The sequence below is a fragment of the Cellulomonas sp. Y8 genome (genome assembly GCF_008033115.1).
Classification (GTDB): Bacteria; Actinomycetota; Actinomycetes; order Actinomycetales; family Cellulomonadaceae; genus Cellulomonas.
The window spans coordinates 3,757,346-3,780,573 of the sequence record NZ_CP041203.1; the positions used below are offsets into that span (position 1 = coordinate 3,757,346).

25 protein-coding genes are annotated in these 23,228 nt (G+C 74.6%); 15 read left to right on the forward strand and 10 right to left on the reverse strand.

Annotated elements, in window-relative coordinates; genetic code table 11:
- Positions 1–16: 16 nt before the first annotated feature.
- Positions 17–397 carry a YbjQ family protein gene (locus FKM96_RS17040; RefSeq protein WP_147796237.1) on the reverse strand — a complete coding sequence of 127 codons (381 nt, stop codon included), beginning with the start codon at positions 395–397 and terminating at the stop codon, positions 17–19.
- Between the two features lie 139 nt (positions 398–536).
- On the opposite strand from FKM96_RS17040, the gene FKM96_RS17045 reads away from it, so the two are divergent.
- From FKM96_RS17045 to FKM96_RS17055, 3 genes are all read left to right on the forward strand, one after another.
- Complete coding sequence (locus tag FKM96_RS17045; RefSeq protein WP_147796238.1) at positions 537–929, forward strand: hypothetical protein; 393 nt, start codon at positions 537–539, stop codon at positions 927–929.
- A 98-nt stretch (positions 930–1,027) separates the two neighbouring features.
- Positions 1,028–1,786 (forward strand): SDR family oxidoreductase, encoded by a 759-nt coding sequence (locus tag FKM96_RS17050; protein ID WP_147796239.1) that lies wholly within the window; start codon positions 1,028–1,030, stop codon positions 1,784–1,786.
- Positions 1,787–2,059: 273 nt separating this feature from the next.
- Positions 2,060–2,302, forward strand: a complete 243-nt coding sequence (locus tag FKM96_RS17055) for a DUF4190 domain-containing protein (RefSeq protein ID WP_168217017.1) — start codon at positions 2,060–2,062, stop codon at positions 2,300–2,302.
- A gap of 123 nt (positions 2,303–2,425) precedes the next feature.
- Here the strand turns inward: FKM96_RS17055 and FKM96_RS17060 are convergent, their stop codons facing one another.
- Entirely contained in the window at positions 2,426–2,998 is a 573-nt protein-coding gene (locus FKM96_RS17060; RefSeq protein WP_147796241.1) for an HhH-GPD-type base excision DNA repair protein, read from the reverse strand.
- A 116-nt stretch (positions 2,999–3,114) separates the two neighbouring features.
- Between FKM96_RS17060 and FKM96_RS17065 the strand changes: the two genes are divergently transcribed.
- Positions 3,115–3,678, forward strand: coding sequence for a hypothetical protein (locus tag FKM96_RS17065; protein WP_147796242.1), 564 nt, complete (start codon positions 3,115–3,117; stop codon positions 3,676–3,678).
- Positions 3,679–3,684: 6 nt separating this feature from the next.
- Here the strand turns inward: FKM96_RS17065 and FKM96_RS17070 are convergent, their stop codons facing one another.
- On the reverse strand, positions 3,685–3,903 hold the full coding sequence (locus FKM96_RS17070; RefSeq protein WP_147796243.1) for a hypothetical protein: 219 nt from the start codon (positions 3,901–3,903) through the stop codon (positions 3,685–3,687).
- A 163-nt stretch (positions 3,904–4,066) separates the two neighbouring features.
- Between FKM96_RS17070 and FKM96_RS17075 the strand changes: the two genes are divergently transcribed.
- Together FKM96_RS17075 and cofC are read left to right on the forward strand one after the other, a co-directional pair.
- Positions 4,067–4,432, forward strand: a complete 366-nt coding sequence (locus FKM96_RS17075; RefSeq protein ID WP_210417293.1) for an iron chaperone — start codon at positions 4,067–4,069, stop codon at positions 4,430–4,432.
- 62 nt (positions 4,433–4,494) lie between these two features.
- Positions 4,495–5,169, forward strand: a complete 675-nt coding sequence (gene cofC, locus FKM96_RS17080) for a 2-phospho-L-lactate guanylyltransferase (protein ID WP_168217018.1) — start codon at positions 4,495–4,497, stop codon at positions 5,167–5,169.
- Between the two features lie 11 nt (positions 5,170–5,180).
- On the opposite strand, the gene FKM96_RS17085 is transcribed toward cofC, so the two are convergent.
- From FKM96_RS17085 to FKM96_RS17110, 6 genes are all read right to left on the reverse strand, one after another.
- Entirely contained in the window at positions 5,181–5,516 is a 336-nt protein-coding gene (locus FKM96_RS17085) for a hypothetical protein (protein ID WP_147796244.1), read from the reverse strand.
- 140 nt (positions 5,517–5,656) lie between these two features.
- Positions 5,657–6,688, reverse strand: a complete 1,032-nt coding sequence (cofD, locus tag FKM96_RS17090) for a 2-phospho-L-lactate transferase (RefSeq protein WP_147796245.1) — start codon at positions 6,686–6,688, stop codon at positions 5,657–5,659.
- Positions 6,685–7,500, reverse strand: a complete 816-nt coding sequence (locus FKM96_RS17095; RefSeq protein WP_147796246.1) for a putative F420-0 ABC transporter ATP-binding protein — start codon at positions 7,498–7,500, stop codon at positions 6,685–6,687. Before FKM96_RS17095 ends, cofD begins: the two co-directional genes overlap by 4 nt.
- Positions 7,491–8,627 (reverse strand): putative F420-0 ABC transporter permease subunit, encoded by a 1,137-nt coding sequence (locus FKM96_RS17100; RefSeq protein ID WP_147796247.1) that lies wholly within the window; start codon positions 8,625–8,627, stop codon positions 7,491–7,493. Before FKM96_RS17100 ends, FKM96_RS17095 begins: the two co-directional genes overlap by 10 nt.
- 8 nt (positions 8,628–8,635) lie before the next feature.
- Positions 8,636–9,700, reverse strand: a complete 1,065-nt coding sequence (locus tag FKM96_RS21710; protein WP_371300444.1) for a putative F420-0 ABC transporter substrate-binding protein — start codon at positions 9,698–9,700, stop codon at positions 8,636–8,638.
- Between the two features lie 499 nt (positions 9,701–10,199).
- Positions 10,200–11,657, reverse strand: coding sequence for a PLP-dependent aminotransferase family protein (locus FKM96_RS17110; RefSeq protein ID WP_147796249.1), 1,458 nt, complete (start codon positions 11,655–11,657; stop codon positions 10,200–10,202).
- 203 nt (positions 11,658–11,860) lie between these two features.
- Between FKM96_RS17110 and FKM96_RS17115 the strand changes: the two genes are divergently transcribed.
- The 9 genes from FKM96_RS17115 to FKM96_RS17155 all read left to right on the forward strand — a co-directional run bounded on the left by FKM96_RS17115 (position 11,861) and on the right by FKM96_RS17155 (position 21,444).
- Positions 11,861–12,709 (forward strand): nitrilase-related carbon-nitrogen hydrolase, encoded by an 849-nt coding sequence (locus FKM96_RS17115; protein ID WP_147796250.1) that lies wholly within the window; start codon positions 11,861–11,863, stop codon positions 12,707–12,709.
- 13 nt (positions 12,710–12,722) lie between these two features.
- A complete protein-coding gene (gene hydA / locus FKM96_RS17120; protein WP_147796251.1) occupies positions 12,723–14,156 on the forward strand; it encodes a dihydropyrimidinase in 1,434 nt (477 codons plus the stop codon).
- A gap of 43 nt (positions 14,157–14,199) precedes the next feature.
- Positions 14,200–15,231, forward strand: coding sequence for a TIGR03842 family LLM class F420-dependent oxidoreductase (locus FKM96_RS17125; protein WP_147796252.1), 1,032 nt, complete (start codon positions 14,200–14,202; stop codon positions 15,229–15,231).
- Positions 15,228–16,211: an ABC transporter permease gene (locus FKM96_RS17130; protein ID WP_147796253.1), complete on the forward strand. Its 984-nt coding sequence runs from the start codon at positions 15,228–15,230 to the stop codon at positions 16,209–16,211. The genes FKM96_RS17125 and FKM96_RS17130 overlap by 4 nt, the downstream gene beginning before the upstream one ends.
- Positions 16,208–17,065 (forward strand): ABC transporter ATP-binding protein, encoded by an 858-nt coding sequence (locus FKM96_RS17135; RefSeq protein WP_147796254.1) that lies wholly within the window; start codon positions 16,208–16,210, stop codon positions 17,063–17,065. The genes FKM96_RS17130 and FKM96_RS17135 overlap by 4 nt, the downstream gene beginning before the upstream one ends.
- Entirely contained in the window at positions 17,062–17,826 is a 765-nt protein-coding gene (locus FKM96_RS17140; protein ID WP_147796255.1) for an ABC transporter permease, read from the forward strand. The genes FKM96_RS17135 and FKM96_RS17140 overlap by 4 nt, the downstream gene beginning before the upstream one ends.
- A gap of 110 nt (positions 17,827–17,936) precedes the next feature.
- Entirely contained in the window at positions 17,937–19,097 is a 1,161-nt protein-coding gene (locus FKM96_RS17145; protein WP_147796256.1) for an ABC transporter substrate-binding protein, read from the forward strand.
- A 74-nt stretch (positions 19,098–19,171) separates the two neighbouring features.
- Complete coding sequence (locus FKM96_RS17150; RefSeq protein ID WP_147796257.1) at positions 19,172–20,491, forward strand: aspartate aminotransferase family protein; 1,320 nt, start codon at positions 19,172–19,174, stop codon at positions 20,489–20,491.
- 194 nt (positions 20,492–20,685) lie between these two features.
- On the forward strand, positions 20,686–21,444 hold the full coding sequence (locus FKM96_RS17155) for an SDR family oxidoreductase (RefSeq protein WP_147796258.1): 759 nt from the start codon (positions 20,686–20,688) through the stop codon (positions 21,442–21,444).
- A gap of 63 nt (positions 21,445–21,507) precedes the next feature.
- Here FKM96_RS17155 and FKM96_RS17160 read toward each other — a convergent pair whose 3' ends face one another.
- The gene (locus tag FKM96_RS17160; protein ID WP_147796259.1) at positions 21,508–23,028 is read right to left on the reverse strand and encodes a peptide MFS transporter; all 1,521 of its coding nucleotides are present in this window, start codon (positions 23,026–23,028) and stop codon (positions 21,508–21,510) included.
- Positions 23,029–23,228: the final 200 nt, after the last annotated feature.

A 23,228-nucleotide genomic window follows, 5' to 3' on the forward strand; every position in this document is an offset into this window, starting at 1 on the left:
GCGAAGCCGCCGGCCCTCAGCGGGCCGGCGGCTGGCCCGCGATCTGCGCCGACTGCCCCGTCGCGCCCGGCTCGCCCGCCGGGATCGGCTCGGCGATCACCGCGGTGCCGTACGCGCACACCTCGCTGAACTGCCCGATGGAGTCGGTGTCGAACCGCATCGCGACGATCGCGTTGGCCCCGCGCTGGGCGGCCTCCTCGGTCATGCGGCGCATCACCTCGTGCCGGGACTCGTACATGATCTTGGTGTACTCGGGGATCTCGCCGCCGCCGATCGAGCGGAAGCCCGCCGTGAAGTTGGCACCGATGTTGGTCGAGCGCACGGTCAGGCCCATGACCTCGCCGAGCACCGCCTGGATGCGGTAGCCGGGGATCTCGTTGCTGGTCACCACGATCATGCGGCGATCGTGCCAGCACGGGACCTGGCGCGGCGAACCGGGCGCGCGGGATCACCCGGCCGCCGGGTCCGCCGCCACCCGGTCGGGCGCGGATAGCATCGCGCCGACGGCGGGGGGCACGACGAGAGGGAGGCCCGGGTTGGGCACGTCCGAGAAGTTCCAGTACGGCGACGGTCGGTGGGGCGGCGACCTCGCGGCCGCCCCGAGCCTGGCGATCGAGGTCCAGGACAGCGACATCGCGGTCATCGACTACCGGCCGGCGCCCGAGGGCCTGGGGCGGTTCTACCTCGGGTTCCAGCCGCGCGACCTGTACGACGACCCGTCCGAGAGCGAGCCGGTCGACGTCGAGGCCGAGGCGGAGGCCTTCGCCACGTGGGCCGAGTCGGTGGGCGCGCTCGACGTGCAGCCGAACGAGGTCCGGCGGCTCATGGCGATCGAGGGCGAGGAGCCGGAGGACACGTTCGTCGAGGAGACGGTGGTCCGGCTGCTGCGGCTCGTCGGGCTGTCGGTGCCGAAGGGGCTCGCGGGCTAGGGGTTCTCCGGGATGACCTCACACCCGGGTGCGCTGCGTCGTCGACAGGGCGACGCGCGGCGCCCGCCGTGCGCGAGCACGAGCACGAGGAGCAAGAGATGAGGATCGCCGTCTGCGGCGGGACCGGGGTGGTCGGGCGGCACGTGGTGCGCGTCGCGGCCGAGCGGGGGCACGACGTCGCCGTCCTGAGCCGGAGCGCGGGCGTCGACGTCGCCGGCGGTCCCGATGCCGCGGTGGACGCCGCGCTCGCCGGTGCCGACGTGGTGGTCGACGTGCTCAGCACGACGACGCTGTCGGCGCGGCGGGCGGTCGGGTTCTTCGAGGCGACGACCCGCCGGCTGCTCGCCGCGGAGGAGCGCGCCGGGGTGCGGCACCACGTCGCGCTGTCGATCGTCGGCATCGACGGGATCGAGGCGTCGTACTACGCGGGCAAGCTGGCGCAGGAGCGGCTGGTGGCCGCCGCGGCGGTCCCGCACTCGATCGTGCGCGCCGCGCAGTTCCACGAGTTCGCCGGGCAGATCGTGGCGCGGGCGTCGCTCGGGCCGGTGACGCTCGCGCCGCGGACGCTGACCCGCCCCGTGGCGGCGGCCGAGGTCGCCGAGCACCTCGTCGAGGTGGCCGAGGGTGGGCCGGTGGGCCGCGCGCCCGACCTGGTCGGCCCGCGGGACGACACCCTGGCAGGCATGATCCGCCGCCAGTCGACCCACGACGGGACGGGCCGCCGGGTGCTGGAGATGCGGCTGCCCGGCGGGTACGGCGCGGGCCTGGCGTCGGGCGCCCTCCGCGGCGGCCCCGAGGCGCTCCGGGGTCGCCTGACGTTCGACGACTGGCTGCGCTCGCCGGCCCGAGACGTCTGACCCGCGCGCGCCGCCCCGGCAGGCTCGTGCGTCGAGCGAGCAGCCGACGCGTCGAGCGAGCAGTCGGCGAGTACTCGCTCGACGCGTCGAGTACTCGTCGCCGGCAGGCCGGGCGGGGTGCCGGGTACGCGCGTCGGACGCGACCCGGGCCGCCGACCCGTGACGACTACCCCATCACCTGGACGGACGAAGAGGACATCATGCGTCTCCGTCTTGAAACCTCACCCTCCTGGTGACATGGGAGGTCGCTGGTCACCTCGTATGCTGCGCCGCGTGACCGCTCAGACTGCACCGCTCATCGCATCTACGAAAGCCACGCTCGGCTTCGTCTTCGCGTTCCTGTTTGCTCCGCTCGGGGTCGTGCTCTCGATCCTCGCTCTGAAGGAGACGAGAACGGGCGCCCGAAGTGGCTATGGACTCGCCGTCGCCGGCATCGTGATCGGAGCCCTCGGTTCGCTGGTCTGGCTCGTGCTCGTCGCCACTATGCTCACGGTGGTTGCTGGCAGACCTAGCTAAGCGATCCCTGATCGTCTCATCCGCCCGGACTCGTGATGTGCTGGTGCCACTCCACAGGCGGCGACTTCTAGCACCGGCCTTCACCTTCGAGTACACGCTGAGGTGAGCGCCCCCCGCCGGAGATCAGGCCTTCGCGGCGCGCGCCGCAGCCTTCGCGGCCTGCTTGGTCTCCCGGACCCGACGCAGCGACTCCGGGTCGCGCACGTCGGCGATCGACCGCGGCACGTCGTCGGCGTAGGCGCCCGCCGCCTCCTGCCACCCGGCCGGGGTGACGCCGCGCTGCTTGGCGAGCAGGGCCAGGAAGATGCGCGCCTTCTGGTCGCCGAACCCGGGCAGCGCCTTGAGCCGCTTCAGCACCGTGGTGCCGTCCGGGTCGCCGTCGGTCCAGAGCCGGGTGACGTCGCCGTCGTACCCCTCGGCGACCGAGCGGGCGACCGCCTGGATGCGGCCCGCCATCGACCCGGGGAACCGGTGCACGGCCGGGGGAGTGGCGCACAGCGCGGTGAACTCCTCGGGGTCGGCCTCGGCGATGCGCCGGACGTCGAACCCGTCCATGCGCTGCTGGATCTTCGCCGGGCCCGCGAACGCCGACTCCATCGTGACCTGCTGGTCGAGGAGCATCCCGACGAGCAGGGCGAACGGGTCGGAGTCGAGCAGGCGGTCCGCGTCGGCGTCGCCGGTCAGCCACAGGGTCATCGCGCCATTGTGCCCGAGCGCGGCGAGCCGCCGATCTCACCCGCCGCGGGTGCCACGGGGCGTTGACCGGAGGGCGACGCGGGCGGACCGTGGACGGGGTACGAGGGGGTACCGCCATGCGCCGCCGACTGCTCGCCCTGCTGTCCGTCCTCTCGCTGCTGCTCGGGGCCGCCGTGCTCACGGCACCCGCGGCGTCGGCCCATCCGTACTGCGGGCAGGTCTGGGGTTCGCTCGCGAGGGGCGTCCCGGGCATGTCGGCCGGCCAGCTCACGGACGTGCGCGCGGGTCGGCACGACTGCTACGACCGGCTCGTCCTGGACGTCGACCGGCCGCTCACCGCGTGGTCGGTGCGGTACGTCGACCAGGTCACCGCGGACGGCTCCGGCGCCGTCGTCCCGGTCCGCGGCGGGGCGCGGCTCGAGGTGATCGCGCGCGTGAACGTCGTCCCGACCGACGCGTTCTTCGTCGGCGTCGGCACCGACCTCGTGAGCACCGCGGGCTACCGGACGTTCCGGCAGGTCGCCTGGGCGGGCAGCTTCGAGGGCGTGTCGACCGTCGGCCTGGGTGTGCGGGCGCGGCTGCCGTTCCGGGCGTTCGTGCTGCCCGGGCCGGGCGCGGGCTCGCGGCTGGTGGTCGACGTCGGGCACCAGTGGTGCGCGACGGGGCACACCGACTGCTGAGGTCCCTCAGGGAGCGACGGGCGCGGCGGCCGCCGCGGGCGGGACTGCCTTGTCGACTACGCCCGGGTCGCCGAGGACCGTCGCCCAGCGCAGGTCCGGGCAGTCCGCCGCGGTGGCGCAGAAGCGCGCGGGCTCGTGCGCGCCCCAGCCCAGCGGGATGCCGACGACCCCGAAGAGGCAGCCCACGAGGGTGAGCACGGACATGACGCGCTGCCGCACGCTCATCGCCCCGCCTCCTGCCCGGCCCGTCGACATCCTGTCCTCCCTCCCATCGGCGACGCACCGCCCGGGTGGAGCGCGCATCCGGGTGATCGCGAGAGGCTGACCCGGCGGACGCGCCCTGCCAGGATCGGGGGAGGACGGCCCGCGCGGAAGAGGGGGAGCACCCATGACCGAGGTCACGGAGTACGTCGCGTCGCTGCCCGACCCGGAGCGGGCGGTCGTCGCCGGGCTGCTCGACCGGGTGCCGGCGCTCGTGCCCGACGCCGAGCAGGGCACGAGCTACGGCATGGCCGCGTACCGCCACCGGGGGCGTCCGCTCGTGGCGGTGGCGGTCGGACCGCGCGGGTGCACGGCGTACCCGTTCAGCTCCGACGTCACGGCTGCGGTGCTGGTGACCCTCGACGGGTTCGACGCCACCAAGGGCGGCATCCGGTTCACCGTCGACCGGCCGCTGCCGGGCGAGGGCGTTCGAGCGCTCGTCACGGGTCGCCGGGCCGAGATCGACGCGGCGCTGGACCGGCGGCGCGCCTGACGATGCCGCGCGGACGTCGGACGCGCGCGCCGCGCCGTCGCGGCCCCGCGTAGGGTGCGTCCGTGCTGCTCGGTCGGTGGGTCCTGGTCGTCCCGGTGAAGGACGCGCGGCGCGGCAAGACCCGGCTGGCCGACGTGCTGGAGCCGCGGGCGCGGGCCGCGCTCGTGCGGGCGATGGCCCTCGACACGGTCGAGGCGGTGCTCGCGAGCCCGCGCGTCGCCCGGGTCGTGGTGGTGACCGCCGACCCCGAGGTGACGTCGGCTGCGGCGGCGCTGCCCCGGGTGCGCGTGCTGCCCGAGCCGCCGCCGGCGCCCGAGGACGCCGCAGGCGGCTGGGCGTCGCTCGACCGGGCCGTGTCCGCCGGGGTGGCCGCGGCCCGCGGTGAGGCGCCGACCGCGCACGTCGCGGTGCTGCTGGGCGACCTGCCCGGGCTCGACCCGGCCGAGCTCGACGCGGCGCTCGCGGCCGCCGAGGCGCACCCGCTCGCGGTGCTGCCGGACGCCGAGGGCACGGGGACGACGCTGCTCACCGCCCGGGCGGGGGCGGCGCTGCGGCCGGCGTTCGGCGGCGGGTCGGCGGCGGCGCACCGGGCGCTCGGGCACGCGGAGATCGCGCTGCCCGCGGACGCGACGCTGCGGCACGACGTGGACGTCCCCGCGGACCTGGCGGCCCTCGTCGCGCGTGGGGTCGGCGGACGGACGGGTGCGCTGCTCCGGCGGCTGGGGCCGCTGGGCTGAGGGCCCTCGCGTCAGTCCTCGAGCCCGAGCACCGTGATCGGCGAGTACCCCGCCCGGTCGGCCAGGCACGCCACGACCCGCTGCGCGTCGTCGCGCGTCGCGCCCTCCACCAGCTGCACGGTCACGGCCGCCGGCGGCCAGACGGCCGGTGTGATCGCCGACAGCACGGCCGGGTCGTCCCAGCAGGCCGCGGCGTCGCCGGTGACGTCCGGGCCGGCGACGACGCTCCACGGTCCGGGGTCCGCGACGACCGGGATCCGGGGGAGGCCGTCGGCGAACACCAGCACCAGGGCCGCGATCCCGCCCACCGTCACGGCCGCCCGCACCGCCGCCCGCCGCCGTCGCATGCCGCCTCCCGGGTCCGTGGTGCTCTCGCTTCGACGGTAGCGGGGCGCTCGGCCGCGCGGGGGCGGTTCGGCGGGTCCGTCCTGTCGGGCACGCCCCGGCGCGGTGACTTCACGCCCGGCTCGCCGGGCGCCCGGGCGCGTCAGAGCCCGACGAGCGCCAGCGCCTCCGCCGCGATCCGCGCCGTCGCCGGCACGTCCGTCATCAGCGTCGGCGCAGCCGCCGCACGCCAGCCGTCGGCGGCCAGCTTCTCCGCCGCCTCCGCGTCGACGGTGTCCACCAGCCACGCGTCCAGCACCCCGGCGCGCTCGCCCGAGCGCGCGGCGTCGTCGCGGTGCCCGTAGTACCGCGCGACCGCCTCGGCCGTCGCCTCGACGCCGATCGTCGCCAAGCACTGCGCTGCCATCCCGCGCACCGGCGCGCCGCCGACGATCGGGGAGACCCCCACCACCGGGGTCGCGGTCGACGCCAGTGCCTCTCGGACCCCCGGCACGGCCAGGATCGTCGACACGGACACCACGGGGTTCGACGGCGGCACCACCACGACGTCGGCCGACGTGATCGCGTCCAGCACGCCGGGCGCCGCCTGCGCGGAGTCGAGCCCGACCTGCACGAACCGCAGCGCGGGCAGCGCGGCGCGGTGCCGGACCCACCACTCCTCGAAGTGGATCGTCCGCTCGGCACCCGGGCCGCCGTCGGGGTCGGCGACGACGACGTGCGTCTCGACCGGCTCGTCCGCCATGGGCAGCAGCCGCACGCCCTGCTCGGCGAGGCCCCACCGGCGGGTCAGCAGCGCAGTGGCCTCCGACAGCGTGCGGCCCTCGCGGAGCCACTGGGTCCGGGCGAGGTGGGTGGCGAGGTCGAGGTCGCCGAGGGTGAACCAGTCCCAGCCGACGCCGTAGGCCGCGAGGTCGGTGCTGACCCGGCTGGTCTCCTCGCGCCGGCCCCAGCCCTGCTCCTCGTGCACGGCGCCGCCGAGCGTGTACATGAGGGTGTCGAGGTCCGGGCACACCCGGACGCCGTGCAGCCACATGTCGTCGCCGGTGTTGGCGATCACGGTGACCTCGGCGGTCGTGCCGCCCCGGCCGTCGGGCAGCCGGTCGCGCAGCAGGGCCAGCAGGCCGCGGGTGAACCGGGCGCCGCCGACGCCGCCGGACAGGACGGTGATCCTCATCGTGCTCCTTCGGGGACCGGCTCGGGCCGGGTGCTCTCGGGGTGCGCGTCGGGCACCGGGTCGCCGAACGCGATCACCGGCCGCCCCGTCCGCGGGTGGGTCAGCACGGCGCAGTCGACGCCGTAGACCGCCCGGACCAGGTCGGCGGTGAGCACGTCGCGCGGGTCGCCGGCCGCCACCAGCCGCCCGTCCGCCAGCACCAGCACGTGCGCGCAGTACGCGGCCGCCAGGTTGAGGTCGTGCAGCGCGGCGACCGTGGTGCGGCCGAGGTCGCGGACGAACGCCAGCAGCGACAGCTGGGCGCTGACGTCGAGGTGGTTGGTGGGCTCGTCGAGCAGCAGCAGGTCGGGCTCCTGCGCGAGCGCCCGGGCGATGTGCACCCGCTGCCGCTCGCCGCCGGACAGCGCGGACCACGCCCGGTCGGCCAGGTGCGCCGCGTCGGCGGCGGCCAGCGCGCGGTCGACGGCGGCCTCGTCGGCGTCGGCGCCCCAGAGCGTCCGGTACGGGATCCGGCCGAGCGCGACGACCTCGCGGACGGTGAGCGGGACGGTCGACGACGACTCCTGCTCCAGCAGGGCGACTCGGCGGGCGCGCTCGCGCCGCGGCACGGTGTGCACGGGGACGTCGTCGAGCAGCACGGCGCCGGCCTCGGGGTCGAGCAGGCCGGCGATGAGCCGCAGCAGGGTGGTCTTGCCGGCGCCGTTCGGCCCGAGCAGGCCGGTCAGCGCGCCGGCCGGCGGCGTCGCGTCCACGCCGTCGACGACCCACCGGCCGCCCAGCCGGGTGCCGAGGCCCGCGATGCTCAGGTCCACGCCGACCCCCTCCCGCGCCGCAGCAGCACCGCGAACACCGGCACGCCGATCAGCGCCGTGACGATGCCGACCGGCAGCTCCCGCGGGTCGAACAGCGTGCGGGCGCCGGTGTCGGCCCAGACCAGGAAGATCGCGCCGACGACGGCGGCGACCGGCAGCAGCCGTCGGTGCGCGGGCCCGGTGAGCGCGGACACCGCGTGGGGGAGGACCAGGCCGACGAACCCGATCGACCCGCTCACCGCCACCATCGCCCCGGTCAGCAGCGCGACCAGGGTCATCAGCACCCAGCGGGTCCGGTCGACGTGGATGCCGAGCGCGGCGGCGGCGGTGTCGCCGAACGCGAACGCGTCCAGGCGCACCGCGGAGGCGACGAGCACCGTGCCGACGACGACGAGCGCCCCGGCCGCGATCGCCACGCTCTGCCAGGTCGACCCCGCGAGCGAGCCGAGCAGCCAGTTGAGGATCTCCCGGTAGGAGTCGCCGGTCGCCGACCAGAAGATGACGAACGACGTCCCCGCGGCGGCCAGCTGCGACACCGCGAGGCCCGCCAGCACCGCGCGCCCCGGCGTGAGCACGCCGCCGACCCGGGCCAGGCTCAGCGTCGCGACCAGCGCGGCGAGCGCCCCGGCGAACGCCGCGACCGGCAGCAGCAGGCCCACCCCGACGACGAGCACCGCCACCGCCCCGAGCGACGCGCCGGACGACAACCCCAGCAGGTACGGGTCGGCGAGCGGGTTGCGGGTCAGGCTCTGCATCACCGCGCCCGCCAGCGCGAGGCCCGCGCCGACCGCCGCGCCCGTCAGCACCCGGGGCAGCCGCAGCTCCCACACGATCGCGTCGGTCAGCACCGGCACCCCGCCGTCCGCGCCCGCCGCCGGGCCGAGCCCGAGGTGGCCGGCGATGCTGCGCGCGACGTCGGCGACGGCGATGTCCGCGGGGCCGATCGTCACGCACACGAGCACGGTGGCGACCAGCAGCGCAAGGCCGACGAGCAGGGTCGGCAGCAGCGGCGGGCGCCACGGTGGCCGGTTCCCGGGGGCAGCGCGCGCGTCGAGTGGACGATCCTGACCGGCACGCCGACGGCGTGTCCGGCCGGATCGTCCACCCGGGGGCGCGGTGGTCGTCATCGGTGCGGTCAGCCCTCCAGGTCCGCGAGCTGCTGCGACAGGTCGACCACGGCGTCGGCGTTCCGGACGCCCGCCTCGGCCGCGGGGAACGGCACGGTCAGGTACCGGTGCTCCTTGACCGCGGTGAGCTGGCTGGTGGCCGGGTTGCCCTCGAGCATCGCGATCTTGCTCTCGGCGGTGTTCCAGGTGGCGTCGACCAGCACGATGACGTCGGGGTCCGCGGCGACGACCTGCTCCCAGCCGGCCGAGGTCCAGGTGTCGTGCACGTCCGCGAAGATGTTGGTCAGCCCGGCGGCGTCCATCATCATCTGCGGGGCGCCGATGCCCGCGCCGACGTACGGGGTGTCCGTGCCCGACGAGTACCAGAGCGCGGTGGTCTCCTGGGCCGGGGGCTCGACGGCGTCGAGCGCGGCCTGCTGGTCGGCGACGAGGTCCTCCGCGCGGTCCTCGACTCCGAACACCGACGCGACCTCGCGGATCTCGTCGAACAGGCCGTCGAAGGTCAGCGGGTCCGGCATGTACCCCTCCTCCTTGCACGCCGCGGGGGAGACGTAGGTGCCGATGCCGAGGCCCTGCAGGGCGGAGCGCTCGCCGGCGCCGTCGTCGGAGAAGTTCGACTCCCAGCCCGCGTAGACGAAGTCGGGCTGCACCTCGAGCAGCGCCTCCTGACCGGGGACCTTGTCGGACAGCACGGGGACCGCGTCGTAGGCGGCGGCGTACGCGTCGGGCACGGGGCCGTCGGCGAACGCCGTGCCGACCAGGCTGTCCTCCAGGCCGAGGGCGAGCAGCATCTCGATCGAGGTCGACTTGATCGCGACGACCCGCTCCGGCGGGCTGTCGACGGTGACCTCGGTGCCGCAGTTGTCGAGGGTCACCGGGGCGAATCCGTCGGCGGACGCGGTCGAGCCGGGGGCCTCGGAGGTGCCGTCCGCGGAGGCGGTGCCGCCGGCGCAGGCCGCGAGCGCCGCGACGGCCAGGGCGGCGGGCGCGGCGAGGACGAGGCGGGTGGCGCGGGTTCGGGTGCGCCGGGCCGGGGCGCCGCTGCGGGCGGTGGTGCGAGGGGTGCTGCGCACGGGGTGGGGCTCCTGACGGGATGCGGCGACGGCGCGGGCGGGCGGGGCCGCGGCGACGTCGTCGGCGGTCCGGGCGCCCGCGTCGGACGCACGGTCCGACGGTGGACGCTGGGGGAGACGGACCCGTGGGCGACGCCGGAGGGCGTCCGCCGCTGCGGGCCGGGGGAGGGTGCACGTCGCGCCCGGTGGCCGCGCCGCCCATGCGCGGGCGACGACACCCAGGCCACATCCGGCCTGGTCCGCGACCACCCTACGCCCGCGGGCCACCGCGCGGCGCGCCCCGCCGCGCTCTGCGCGCCACCCGCGCACGCCGCGCCCGCCGCGCCGAGTCTCCACTTCCGGCCTGCACGCCGATGCCGCCGCAGAGTCCTCAAGTGGAGACTCGGCGACACCACGCCGAGATGGCAACCCTCGGCTGTGCGGAGGCGGCGCGGCGCAGCCGAGAGTTGCCATCTCGGCGAAGCGGGGCAGGGAGCAGCGTGGGCGGCGGGCGCGGGCGCTACGCGCCGGCGGCCAGGGCCAGGGCGGTCGCGGCGCGGGTGACCTCGTCCGGGCCGCCCGCCAGGGCGCCGACCGTGACGCGGACGTGGCCCGGACCGACCGCGCCGTCGGCGACCTCGCCAGCGCGGAACGGCCGGCCCGGCGCCACGCGGATCCCCGCCGCCGCCAGCCGGACCAGCGCGGTCGCCTCGTCGGCCACCGGCACCCACAGGTTGATCCCGTCGCCCGGCTGCACCTCGACGCCGCGCTCGGCGAGCGCCGTGGTCAGCGCCCGCTGCCGCGCGTAGTACGTCCGACGGGCCTGGGCCACGGCCGCCAGCGCCTCGCCGTCGTCGAGCAGGTCGGCCAGCACGTGCTGCAGCAGGCGACTGGTCCACCCCGGCCCGAGCATCCGGCGCGCGACCACGCGGTCGAGCACCGCTGCGGGCCCGCCGACGGCGGCGATCCGCAGGTCCGGCCCGTGCGACTTCGAGTACGACCGCACGTGCACGACGCGGTCCGGCAGGTGGCTGCCGAGCGACACGTCGGCGGACGACGCGATCTCGCCGGAGTGGTCGTCCTCGACGATCGTCAGCCCCGCGCCGGGCGTCGCCGCCAGGTGCTTCCGGACCACCGCCGCGAGCTCCCGCGCCCGGGTCGACGTCATCGACACACCCGTGGGGTTGTGCGCGCGGGGCTGCAGGACGACCACCTCGGCGCCGGTGCGCAGCGCCGCCGCGAGGGCGTCCGGGCGCAGGCCCTGGCGGTCGAGCGGCACCGGCACGCGCTCCAGGCCGAGCTGGTCGCACAGGTCGAAGATCGGCGGGAACGACGGGTCCTCCACGACGACCCGGTCGCCGAACCCCGCGAGCTGCTCCAGCGTCCGGCTCATCGCGTCGACCGCGCCGTCGACGACCGTGACCCGCTGCGGCGTGAACGGCCAGGACGCGCGGAGCAGGCGCTCCAGCGGCTCGACGACGGGTGCGCCCAGGTAGGACCCGGTGCCCGCGGCGGGGGTGGCCGCGGCGACCCGGGCCAGCGCGCGCCCCAGCGGGGGCAGCAGCGCGGGGTCGGGGGTGCCGGCGGACAGGTCGAGCGCCGGGCCCGGGCGGCGGGTCGGCGCGAGGGGCGCGGACGGCCGTGCCGACGGCGCGCCGGCAGCGGCCGGGGCGACCCGCTCCTCCCCGGCGTCCGACCGCCCGCCCGCCGCCAGGTCCCGGTACCGCGGCGGCAGCCACGACGCCGGCTCCGGCAGCACGACCGTGCCCGCCCGCCCGCGCGACGCCACCAGCCCCACGGCGGCCAGCGCCTGCCACGCCCCGCTGACGGTCGCGGGGCTGACGCCCAGGTCGGCGGCGAGCCGGCGCACCGTGGGCAGGCGGTCGCCCGGCCGCAGGTCGCCGCTGCGCACCAGGCGCGAGACGGCGGCGGCGATCCCCCGGGGACTGCGGTCCTCCACGTGCTGGGCCACGTCCATGGGCGTCATCGTGCCCCCGCCCGACCCCGTGCACGGCCCGCCCCGGACCCGGGCGCCCCAGTGTTTACAGCCCCGTCATCGACGTTCTCGGGGCCGTTACGGGCAGTAACGCCGCAGAAACGTTCAACCCCCACAGTCACATTCCCATCGGGTCCTCGCGGCCCGGTCCCAGCACCCGGCATCACCCACTGCGGAGGTCCCTCATGTCAGTCGTGCGCGTCGCCTTCACCCAGGCCACCTGGACCGGCGACAAGGAGTCGATGATCCAGCTGCACGAGGACTGGACGCGCAAGGCCGCGGCCGAGGGCGCGCAGGTCATCGGCTTCCAGGAGCTGTTCTACGGCCCGTACTTCGGCATCACGCAGGACACGAAGTACTACGAGTACGCCGAGACGGTCCCCGGCCCGACCACCGACCGGTTCAGCGCGCTGGCCAAGGAGCTGGGCATCGTGATCGTGCTGCCGATCTACGAGGAGGACCAGCCCGGCGTCCTCTACAACACCGCGGCGGTCATCGACGCGGACGGCACCCTGCTGGGCACGTACCGCAAGCACCACATCCCGCACCTGCCGAAGTTCTGGGAGAAGTTCTACTTCCGGCCCGGCAACCAGGGGTACCCGGTGTTCGAGACGGCGGTCGGCAAGATCGGCGTGAACATCTGCTACGACCGGCACTTCCCGGAGGGCTGGCGGGTGCTCGCGCTGAACGGCGCGGAGATCGTGTTCAACCCGAACGCCACCGCCCCCGGCATCTCGAACAAGCTGTGGGAGGTCGAGCAGCCGGCCGCGGCGATCGCGAACGGGTACTACGTCATCGCGAACAACCGCGTCGGGCTCGAGGACAACGAGTACGGCGACGAGGCGGTGAACTTCTACGGCTCGTCGTACGCGGTCGGCCCGGACGGCAACTACGTCGGCGAGGTCGGCTCGACGAGCGAGAACCAGCTGCTGATCCGCGACCTGGACCTCGACGTGATCCGCACGACCCGCGAGCGGTGGCAGTTCTTCCGCGACCGCCGGCCGGACGCCTACGGGCCCATCGTGGCGCCGTGAGCGGGGGATCGCGATGAAGACCCTCATCACCGGCGGCACCGTCGTCAACGCGACCGGCCGCGGCGCCGCGGACGTGCTGATCGACGGCGAGACGATCGTCGCGCTGCTGCAGCCCGGCTCCACGGCCCTCGGCGTCGACCTGCGCAGCACCGTCGACCGCGTCATCGACGCGACCGGCAAGTACGTGATCCCCGGCGGCATCGACGCGCACACGCACATGGAGATGCCGTTCGGCGGCACGTTCGCGTCCGACACCTTCGAGACCGGCACCACGGCCGCGGCCTGGGGCGGGACGACGACCATCGTCGACTTCGTGGTGCAGTACCCGCACGAGAACCCGGTCGACCAGTACGCGCTGTGGCACCAGAAGGCCGCCGGGAACTGCGCCGTCGACTACGCCTTCCACCAGATCCTGTCGGACGTGCAGGACTCGTCGCTGCACGCGATGGACGAGCTGATCGCCGAGGGCGTGACGTCCTTCAAGCTGTTCATGGCCTACAAGGGTGTCTTCCTGTCGGACGACGGACAGATCCTGCGGGCGATGCAGAAGGCGTCCGACAACGGCGCGATGATCATGATGCACGCGGAGAACGGGTCGGTCATCGACACCCTCGTGCAGCAGCACGTCGCCCGCGGCGAGACCAGCCCGTACTACCACGGCGTCTCCCGGCCCTGGCAGGCCGAGGAGGAGGCGACGCACCGGGCGATCATGCTCGCCGACCTCACCGGCGCGCCGCTGTACATCGTGCACGTCTCGGCGAAGCAGGCGGCCGAGCAGATCGCCCAGGCCCGGGACCGCGGCCAGAACGTGTTCGGCGAGACCTGCCCGCAGTACCTGTACCTGTCGCTCGAGGACCACCTCGGCGCGACCAGCGCGCAGTGGGGCGACTTCGAGGGCGCCAAGTACGTGTGCTCGACGCCGCTGCGGTCGAAGCACGAGGGCCACCAGCACCAGATGTGGAACTCGCTGCGCACGAACGACCTGCAGCTCGTGTCGACCGACCACTGCCCGTTCTGCATGAAGGACCAGAAGGAGATGGGGATCGGGGACTTCTCGAAGATCCCCAACGGCATCGGCTCGGTCGAGCACCGGATGGACCTGCTGTACCAGGGCGTCGTCACCGGCGAGATCAGCCTGGAGCGCTGGGTGGAGATCTGCTGCACCACCCCCGCGCGGATGTTCGGCATGTACGGGCAGAAGGGCGTGCTCGCACCCGGCGCCGACGCGGACGTCGTGGTCTACGACCCGAACGGCCACACCTCGATCGGCGTCGGGAAGTCCCACCACATGGCCATGGACTACTCGGCCTGGGAGGGCTTCGAGGTCGACGGGCACGTCGACACGGTGCTGTCGCGCGGCGAGGTCGTCGTCGACGGCGGCCTGTTCCTGGGCCGCGCCGGCCACGGGAAGTACGTCAAGCGCGGCCTGTCCCAGTACCTGATCTGACGACCGGCCCCACCCGACCCCCCGCACAGAAGGAGGCACGCCCATGGATTTCGGCGTCGTCCTGCAGAACGACCCGCCCGCCTCGAGGGTGGTCGACCTGGCCCGCCAGGCGGAGACCCACGGGTTCGACTACGTCTGGACCTTCGACTCGCACCTGCTCTGGCAGGAGCCGTTCGTCGTGTTCTCGCAGATCCTCGCGGCGACCCGCAAGGTGATCGTCGGGCCCATGGTCACCAATCCGGCGACCCGGGACTGGACCGTGCTGGCGTCGTCGTTCGCCACGCTCAACGAGATGTACGGCAACCGCACCGTGTGCGGCATCGGCCGCGGCGACTCCGCGGTGCGCACCCTGGCCGGCAAGCCGTCGAACCTCGCGACGCTGCGCGAGTCGATCCACGTCATCCGGGAGCTTGCGAACTCGCGGCCGGTCGAGCACAACGGCCGCAAGGTGCAGTTCCCGTGGTCCCGCGGCTCGGCGCTCGAGGTGTGGGTCGCCGCCTACGGGCCGCTGGCGCTCAAGCTCACCGGCGAGGTCGGCGACGGGTTCATCCTGCAGTGCGCCGACCCCGACGTGGCGTCGTGGATGATCCGGACGGTCCGGGACGCCGCTGAGCGCGTCGGCCGCGACCCCGACGCCATCAAGTTCTGCGTGGCCGCCCCGATGTACGTCGGCGACGGCGACTCCCCGGCGGCGCGGGCGCACATGCGCGAGCAGTGCCGGTGGTTCGGCGGCATGGTCGGCAACCACGTCGCGGACATCGTCGCCAAGTACGGCCAGGGGTCGCAGGTGCCGAAGGCGCTGACCGACTACATCGAGGGCCGGCAGGGCTACGACTACAACGAGCACGGCCGCGCCGGGAACTCGCACACCCAGTTCGTCCCGGACGAGATCGTCGAGCGGTTCTGCCTGCTCGGCTCCCCGCGCGAGCACGTCGAGAAGCTGCAGGCGCTCCGCGAGCTCGGGGTCACCCAGTTCGCCGGGTACCTGCAGCACGACAACAAGGACGAGACCCTGCGGATGTACGGCGAGCGGGTCATCCCGGCGATGGCCGAGCACGTCGTGGCGACGGCATGACGACGGGGGTCGCGGGCCCGGGCGTCGCGGAGGCCGGGGACGCGGCGGTCGTCGCCCCGTCGGCGGCCGCGCTCGCACCGGCCGCCCGCCGGACCCGGACGCTGCCCGCGCCGCTCCGCGCGCTCCGCCCGGTCGCCCTCGGTCTCGCCGCCCTGGTCCTGCTCGCCGCGCTGTGGGAGCTGGTCAAGGTGGTCGTCCCCGAGGACGGTTGGAGCCTCGGCGAGCTCCGCGTCCTGCCGCGCACCACCGACCTCGCGATGCCGCACGTGACCGAGATGCTGGCCCGGCTCGGCGAGCCGCTCACGTCCCAGCCGGGCGCCGACCCGCTGTGGCTCGCGGTGCTCCGCGCCGGCGGCACCAGCCTGCGGATCGCCGCGGTGTCCTGGGTGATCGGCGTGGTCGTCGGGTTCGGCCTCGCCCTGCTGATGACCCGGTTCCGCGTCGCGCGGTCCGCGGTGCTGCCGCTGGTCGTGCTGAGCCAGACCGTCCCGCTCATCGCGCTCGCCCCGCTGGTGAAGGGCTGGGGCTCCAAGCTCGAGCTCGGCTTCACCTGGGAGCCGTGGATGTCGGTCGCCGTGATCGCCTCGTACCTGGCGTTCTTCCCGGTCGCGGTCGGGGCCCTGCGCGGCCTCACCTCGCCCGACATCCTGCACCGCGAGCTGTTCGCCGGCTACGCCGCCTCCTGGTCCCAGGAGCTGGTGCGGCTGCGGCTGCCCGCGAGCGTGCCCCACCTGCTGCCCGCCCTCCGCCTGGCGGCCACGAGCGCCGTGCTCGGCGTCGTCGTCGCGGAGGTCTCGACCGGGATGCCCGGAGGTATCGGACGCATGATCCTCGAGTTCGCCAACTTCGCCAGCAGCGACCCCGCCAAGCCGTGGGCGCCCATCTTCGGGGCCGTGCTGCTCGGCCTGGTCGCCTCCGGGGCGGTCGCGCTGCTCGGCACCGCGCTGCGCCGGTTCCGCCGGGCGGAGGCGACGGCGTGAGCGCGCCGACCGCCACCGGGGCCGCACCCGGCGCCACCCCGACGGGCACCGCCGCCGCCGTCCAGGTCTCGGGCGTCGGCCGGGTGTTCCCCGGCGAGGGCGGCCGCTCGGTCACCGCCCTGGAGCACGTCGACCTCACCGTCGGCGCGGGGGAGTTCGTGTCGCTGATCGGCCCCTCGGGGTGCGGGAAGTCGACCCTGCTCCGCCTGGTCGCCGACCTGGACTCCCCGACGTCGGGCTCGATCGCCGTGTTCGGGAAGCCCGCCCGCGAGGCGCGGCTCGGCCACGACTACGGCATCGCGTTCCAGCAGGCCGGCCTGCTCCCGTGGCGCACCGTCCGGGCCAACATCGAGCTGCCGCTGTCGCTGCACGGCGTCGGCCGCGCGGCCCGCCGGGAGCGCGCGGACGAGATGCTCGCGCTGGTCGGGCTCACCGACTTCGCCGACCACTTCCCGGACCAGCTGTCCGGCGGCATGCAGCAGCGCGTCGCGATCGCCCGGGCGCTGGCCGAGCGGCCCAGCCTGCTGCTGATGGACGAGCCGTTCGGCGCGCTCGACGAGATGACCCGCGAGCGCCTCCAGTCCGAGCTCGTGCGGATCTGCGCCGAGACGCAGGCGGCCGTGGTGTTCGTCACGCACTCGATCCCGGAGGCGGTGTTCCTGTCCGACCGCGTCGTGGTGATGTCGGCGCGGCCGGGGCGGATCGCGGGGATCGTCGACGTCGGGCTCGGCCGGTCGGGGTCGCGCGACGACGGGCTGCGCGAGGACGAGGCGTACTTCCAGGCGGTCACGGCGGTGCGCGAGGCGCTGCACGGCGGGTCCGACGTCCCGAGCCGCGGGGTGGAGACGCGGTGAGCGCCGCGTCCTGGGGCCACCGCGCCGCCCCGCTGCTGCTGCTCGCCGCGCTGGTCGCCGCGTGGCAGGCCGTGGTGACGCTCGGCGACGTCCCGCCGTTCCTGCTGCCGAGCCCGGCGGCCATCGCGGGCGAGTTCGCCGAGTTCCTGCCGACGATCGCCTCGGCCGCGCTCGTCACCGGCACGAACGCGCTGGTCGGGCTCGTGATCGGCGCGGTGGTGGCGATCGCGGCCGCGGTCCTGGCCTCCGCCGTGCGGGCCGTCGACCTGCTGCTCGACCCGGTGGTCGCGGGGCTCGCGGTGGTGCCGGTCGTGGCGCTCGCCCCGGTGCTCTACACGATGTACGGCGCCTCGGTGGAGACCGGGCGGCAGATCGTGGTGGCCGTCGCGGTCGGGGTGCCGGTGTTCGTGAACACGCTGCGCGGGCTCCGGCAGGTCCGGCCCGTGCACCGGGACCTCATGCGCGCCTACGCGGCCACGCCGCGGCAGGCGACCCGCGCGGTGACGATCCCGACGGCGCTGCCGTTCGTGTTCACCGGCCTGCGGCTCGCGTCCTCGCTCGCGGTCATCTCGGCGATCGTCGCGGAGTACTTCGGCGGCCCGCGGTCCGGCATCGGGTCGTTCATCACCACGGCCGCGGCGGGGTCGAACTACGCCCGTGCCTGGGCGTACGTGCTCGGCGGCGTGCTCGTCGGGCTGCTGTTCTACGGGGCCACCTCCGCGGTCGAGCGGTGGGGGACCCGCGGGGTGCGCCGGGCCTGACCTGCGCGCACCAGAACGTCCCGCGCCCGGGGGTCGGCGTGGGCCGGCACCACCCCGCCTGCCGACGGCGCCAGGAGGGCTCTCCCGTGATGCGACGACAAGGGGACGACATGAGGAACACCACCAGGCGGGCCCGCCTCGGGCTCGGGGCGCTCGGCGTCGTGGCGGCGCTCGCGCTGACCGCGTGCGGCGGCTCGGACGACACGGCCGGGTCGACGGAGTCGGGGAGCAGCGGCGACGGGGGCCTGACCCCCGTGAAGCTCCAGCTCCAGTGGCTGACCCAGGCCCAGTTCTCCGGCTACTACGCCGCGCTGGACCAGGGCTACTACGAGGACGCCGGCCTCGACGTCGAGATCCTCCCGAGCGGCGGCGACATCGTGCCGCAGGACGCCCTCGCGAACGGCGAGGTCGACTACGTGATCGCGTGGGTGCCGAAGGTGCTCGGCTCGATCGAGCAGGGCGCGGACATCACCAACGTCGCGCAGATCTTCGAGCGGTCCGCCACGCTCCAGGTGTCGTTCGCGGACGCGGGGATCGACTCGGTCGCGGACCTCGAGGGCAAGACGATCGGCTCCTGGGGCTACGGCAACGAGTGGGAGCTGTTCGCGGGCCTCAACAAGGCCGGCGTGACGGACTTCGAGATCGTGCAGCAGGCGTTCGACATGAACGCGTTCCTCGCCGGCGACATCGACGCGGCGCAGGCCATGACCTACAACGAGTACGCCCAGCTGCTCGAGACCGAGAACCCCGACACCGGCGAGCTCTACCAGCCCGAGGACTTCAGCGTCATCGACTGGAACGACGAGGGCACGGCCATGCTCCAGGACGCGATCTGGGCGGACGCGGGCCGGCTCGCCGACGACCCCGAGTACGCCGAGACGACGGTCGCGTTCCTCAAGGCGTCCATCCAGGGCTGGATCTACGCCCGGGACAACGCGCAGGAGGCCGCCGACATCGTCACGGCCGCCGGCTCGACCCTCGGCACCAGCCACCAGCTCTGGATGACCAACGAGGTCAACAAGCTCATCTGGCCGTCGACCTCCGGCGGCATCGGCCTGATCGACGAGTCCGCCTGGGACGCCACGGTCGAGATGGCCAAGGAGACCTCCAACGAGACCGGCGCGACGATCATCAGCGCCGACCCGCCGGAGACCGCGTACTCCAACGAGTACGTGCAGCAGGCGCTGGACGAGCTCGAGGCCGAGGGCGTGGACGTCGAGGGGGCGGACTTCGAGCCCCTGACCGTCGAGCTCCAGCCCGGCGGCAACTGACCGGGCCGGGGCGGCGGCGTCCGCCGCGCCGCCGTCCCGACCCCACCACCCCTCCCCACGGAAGGCCCGCACCCATGACCGCACTCGACGCCGACGGCGCGCTCGCCCTCGAGCTCGACCGCGCGCACGTGTTCCACTCCTGGTCCGCCCAGGGCGCGCTCGCCCCGCTCGTCGTCGCCGGCGCGTCCGGCTGCGAGGTGACCCTGGCGGACGGCCGGACCCTGCTCGACTTCAGCAGCCAGCTCGTCAACACCAACATCGGCCACCAGCACCCGCGGGTCGTGGCGGCCATCGCGGAGCAGGCCGGGCGGCTCGCCACCATCGCCCCGTCGCACGCCGTGCTGCCGCGGGGCCGGGCCGCCGAGGCGATCCTCCGGCACGCGCCGGAGGGCTTCTCGAAGGTGTTCTTCACGAACGCCGGGGCCGACGCCAACGAGAACGCCATCCGGATGGCGCGCCTGGTCACCGGCCGGGACAAGGTGCTGTCGGCCTACCGGTCGTACCACGGCAACACCGGCGCGGCCGTGGTCGCGACCGGTGACTGGCGGCGTGTGCCCAACGAGTACGCCCGCGGGCACGTGCACCACTTCGGGCCCTACCTGTACCGGTCGGAGTTCTGGGCCACGACGCCCGAGGAGGAGGGCGAGCGCGCGCTGCGGCACCTGACGCGGGTCGTCGAGTCGGAGGGGCCGGCGTCGATCGCGGCGATCCTGCTGGAGTCGATCCCGGGGACGGCGGGCGTGCTGGTGCCGCCGCCCGGGTACCTGGCGGGCGTCCGGGAGATCGCGGACCGGCACGGCATCCTGCTCATCCTGGACGAGGTGATGGCCGGGTTCGGCCGCACCGGGTCGTGGTTCGCGTTCGACCAGCACGACGTGGTGCCCGACCTGGTCACCTTCGCCAAGGGGGTCAACTCCGGCTACGTGCCCGCGGGCGGCGTGCTGATGTCCGACCCGGTCGCGCACGCGTTCGACGACCGGGTGTTCCCGGGCGGGCTCACCTACTCGGGCCACCCGCTCGCGATGGCGGCGGTCGTCGCGACCATCGAGGCGATGGAGGACGAGAAGGTCGTCGAGAACGCCGCCCGGATCGGCGCCGACGTGCTGGCGCCGGGGCTCGCGGCGCTCGCGGACGCGCACCCGTCCGTCGGCGAGGTCCGGGGGACCGGGGTGTTCTGGGCGCTGGAGCTGGTCACGTCGCGGGCGACCCGGGAGCCCGTCGGCGCCGCGGCGATGGGCGCGGTCAAGGCCGGCCTGCTCGACCGGGGGCTGCTGCCGTTCGTCCAGGACAACCGCATCCACGTCGTCCCGCCCTGCGTCGTCACGGACGCCCAGGTCGCGACGGCCCTGGCGGCGTACGACGAGGTCCTGACGGCCCTGGACGCCACCCTCTGACCGCGGCGCGGGCGGGCACCCCGGTCCCCACCCGATTCTCGCGGCGTGCCCCGATCGATCGGGGTGCGGGGCGAGAATCGGGTGGGAACCGGTCGTAGGGTCGATCCGGCCGCCCCTCCCGACGCCACCGTCCCGCGCGCGTCCCGCGCGCGATCCCGCGCACCATCCCCGCACCACCGAGAGGACCACCCCGCATGTCCGAGACCGCCACGCCCGCCCTCCGCGCCGTCGTCACCGGCGCCTCCAGCGGGATCGGCGCCGCGACCGTCCGCCGGCTCCGCGCCGAGGGCTGGGACGTCGTCGCCGTCGCCCGCCGGGCCGAGCGGCTCGAGGCCCTGGCCGCCGAGACCGGCGCCGAGCCGTTCGTCGCCGACCTCACCAGCGACGACGACGTGGCCCGGCTGGCCGCGCACGTGGCGGAGACCGGCGGCCTCACGTCGCTGGTCAACAACGCGGGCGGTGCGCTGGGCCTCGACCCGGTCGCCGAGGCGGACGTCGAGGGCTGGCGCCGGATGTACGACATCAACGTGCTCGGCACCCTGCGGGTGACCAAGGCGCTGCTCCCGCTGCTCAAGGCCAGCGGCCGGGGCGACGTCCTGGTCGTCACGTCGACGGCGGCCATCGGCCCGTACGAGGGCGGCGCGGGCTACACCGGCGCCAAGCACGCCGAGCGGATGCTCACCACCACGCTGCGCCTCGAGCTGATCGGCGAGCCGGTCCGGGTCATCGACATCGCGCCCGGCGCCGTCGCGACCGAGGAGTTCTCGCTCGTCCGGTTCGGCGGCGACGCGGAGCGCGCGGCGAAGGTCTACGAGGGCTACCAGCCGCTGCTCGCCGAGGACATCGCGGACGTCATCGCGTTCGCCCTGACCCGGCCGCACCACGTGAACATCGACACGCTGGTCGTCCGGCCGCGGGCCCAGGTGTCGAACACCCAGACCGCGCGGTCCTGATCACCCGGTCGCGGTGCCGGGCGGTCGTCACGACCCACCCCGGCGCCGTGACCGGCTCGGGCGTCACGCCCCGGCGCTCACCGTGCCCTCCATCTCGTCCGCCCGGCGGATGTGCCGCGTCACCCACGGGGACAGCGCGAGCAGGATCAGCGCGAACGCCAGCGCCACGGCGCCGATCCCGCCGAAGTACGCGGTGTCCGACGAGCCCTCGGTCGCCTTGATGAGCTGGGCCGTGATGGCCTGCCCGGCGGCCGGCGCGAGGAACCACACCGCCATCGCCTGGTTCCGGAACGCCCGGGGCGCGAGCAGCGTGGTCGCCGCCAGCCCGACGGGGGACAGGCACAGCTCGCCGAGCGTCTGGATCACGTAGACGACCACGAGCACCCAGGCGGGCGCGAGGCGGTCGACGAACGCCGCCGACGCGAGCGCCATGACGAGGAACGACAGCGCGGCGAGCGCCAGGCCGATCGCGAACTTGGTCGCGGTCGGCGGGCGGTCGTGCGTCTTGGACCAGATCCACGCGAACACCGGCGCCAGGATGATGATCGACAGCGGGTTCACCGACTGGAAGAACTCGGGGCTGATCGTGACGCCGAAGAACGACAGCTCGGTGCGGTTCTGCGCGAACGAGGCGAGCGTCGTCGCCGCCTGCTCGAAGATCATCCAGAACAGCATCGCCGCGACGAACAGCGGGATGTACGCGAGCACGCGCGGCCGCTCGGCGTCGGTGACCTTGGGGGAGCGGTACATCACGATGAAGTAGGCGACCGGCGCGATGAACGCCAGGTACGACATCGTGTCGATGAACGTGTCCAGGTTGAACCCGCCGGCCACGAGCGCCGCGACCAGGCCGACGACGACGATCCCGCCGAGGATGACGAGGAACCCGCGGACGAGCTTCACGCGCTCCTCGGGCCGCACCGGGTTCGGCGCGACGCCGCCCGCCCTGCCGAGGTACTTCGCACCGGCCACGAAGAACACCAGCGCGATCGCCATGCCGACGGCCGCCACCAGGAAGCCCGCGTGGTACCCGCCCCAGGCGCGCGCGGCCCCGACGAGGAACGGCGCGGTGAACGAGCCGATGTTGATGCCCATGTAGAAGATCGAGAACGCCGAGTCGCGGCGCTCGTCGTCGCGGGCGTACAGCTCGCCGACCATGCTCGACACGTTCGGCTTGAGCAGGCCGGTGCCGAGGGCGACCAGGGCGATGCCGAGGTACGAGAACCCGGCGGACGGGATCGCCAGGCAGACGTGGCCGGCCGCGATGATGATGCCGCCGATGAGCACCGACCGCCGGGCGCCGATCACGCGGTCCGCGAGCCAGCCGCCCACGACCGACAGCAGGTAGACGCTGGTGCCGTAGATCGACACGAGCGCCAGGCCCGTCGTCTCGGCGATGTCCAGGCCGCCGTTCGCGACCGAGTCGGTCAGGTAGTACAGCAGGATGGCGCGCATCCCGTAGTAGCTGAACCGCTCCCACAGCTCCGTGGTGAACAGCGTCATCAGGCCGCGCGGGTGGCCGAAGAACGCGCGGTCGCCGGCCAGCTTGCCGGCGGGGGGTTCGCCGTGGGCGGCGGTGGTCATCGGGTGGCTCCTGACGCTCGTGGTGGCGCGCCCGGACGACACACCGAAATCCAGAATGTGGCCCCGGCTCGCAGCACGGCAACAGGACCATGGGCCCGTGAGGTGGCGGGCGGCCGCCGGTAACGGCCCGTGCGAGCGCCGCTGCTACGGTCGCCTCGTCCGGACGGGCCCCCGCCGTCGCACCGCACCGCGTCTCCACC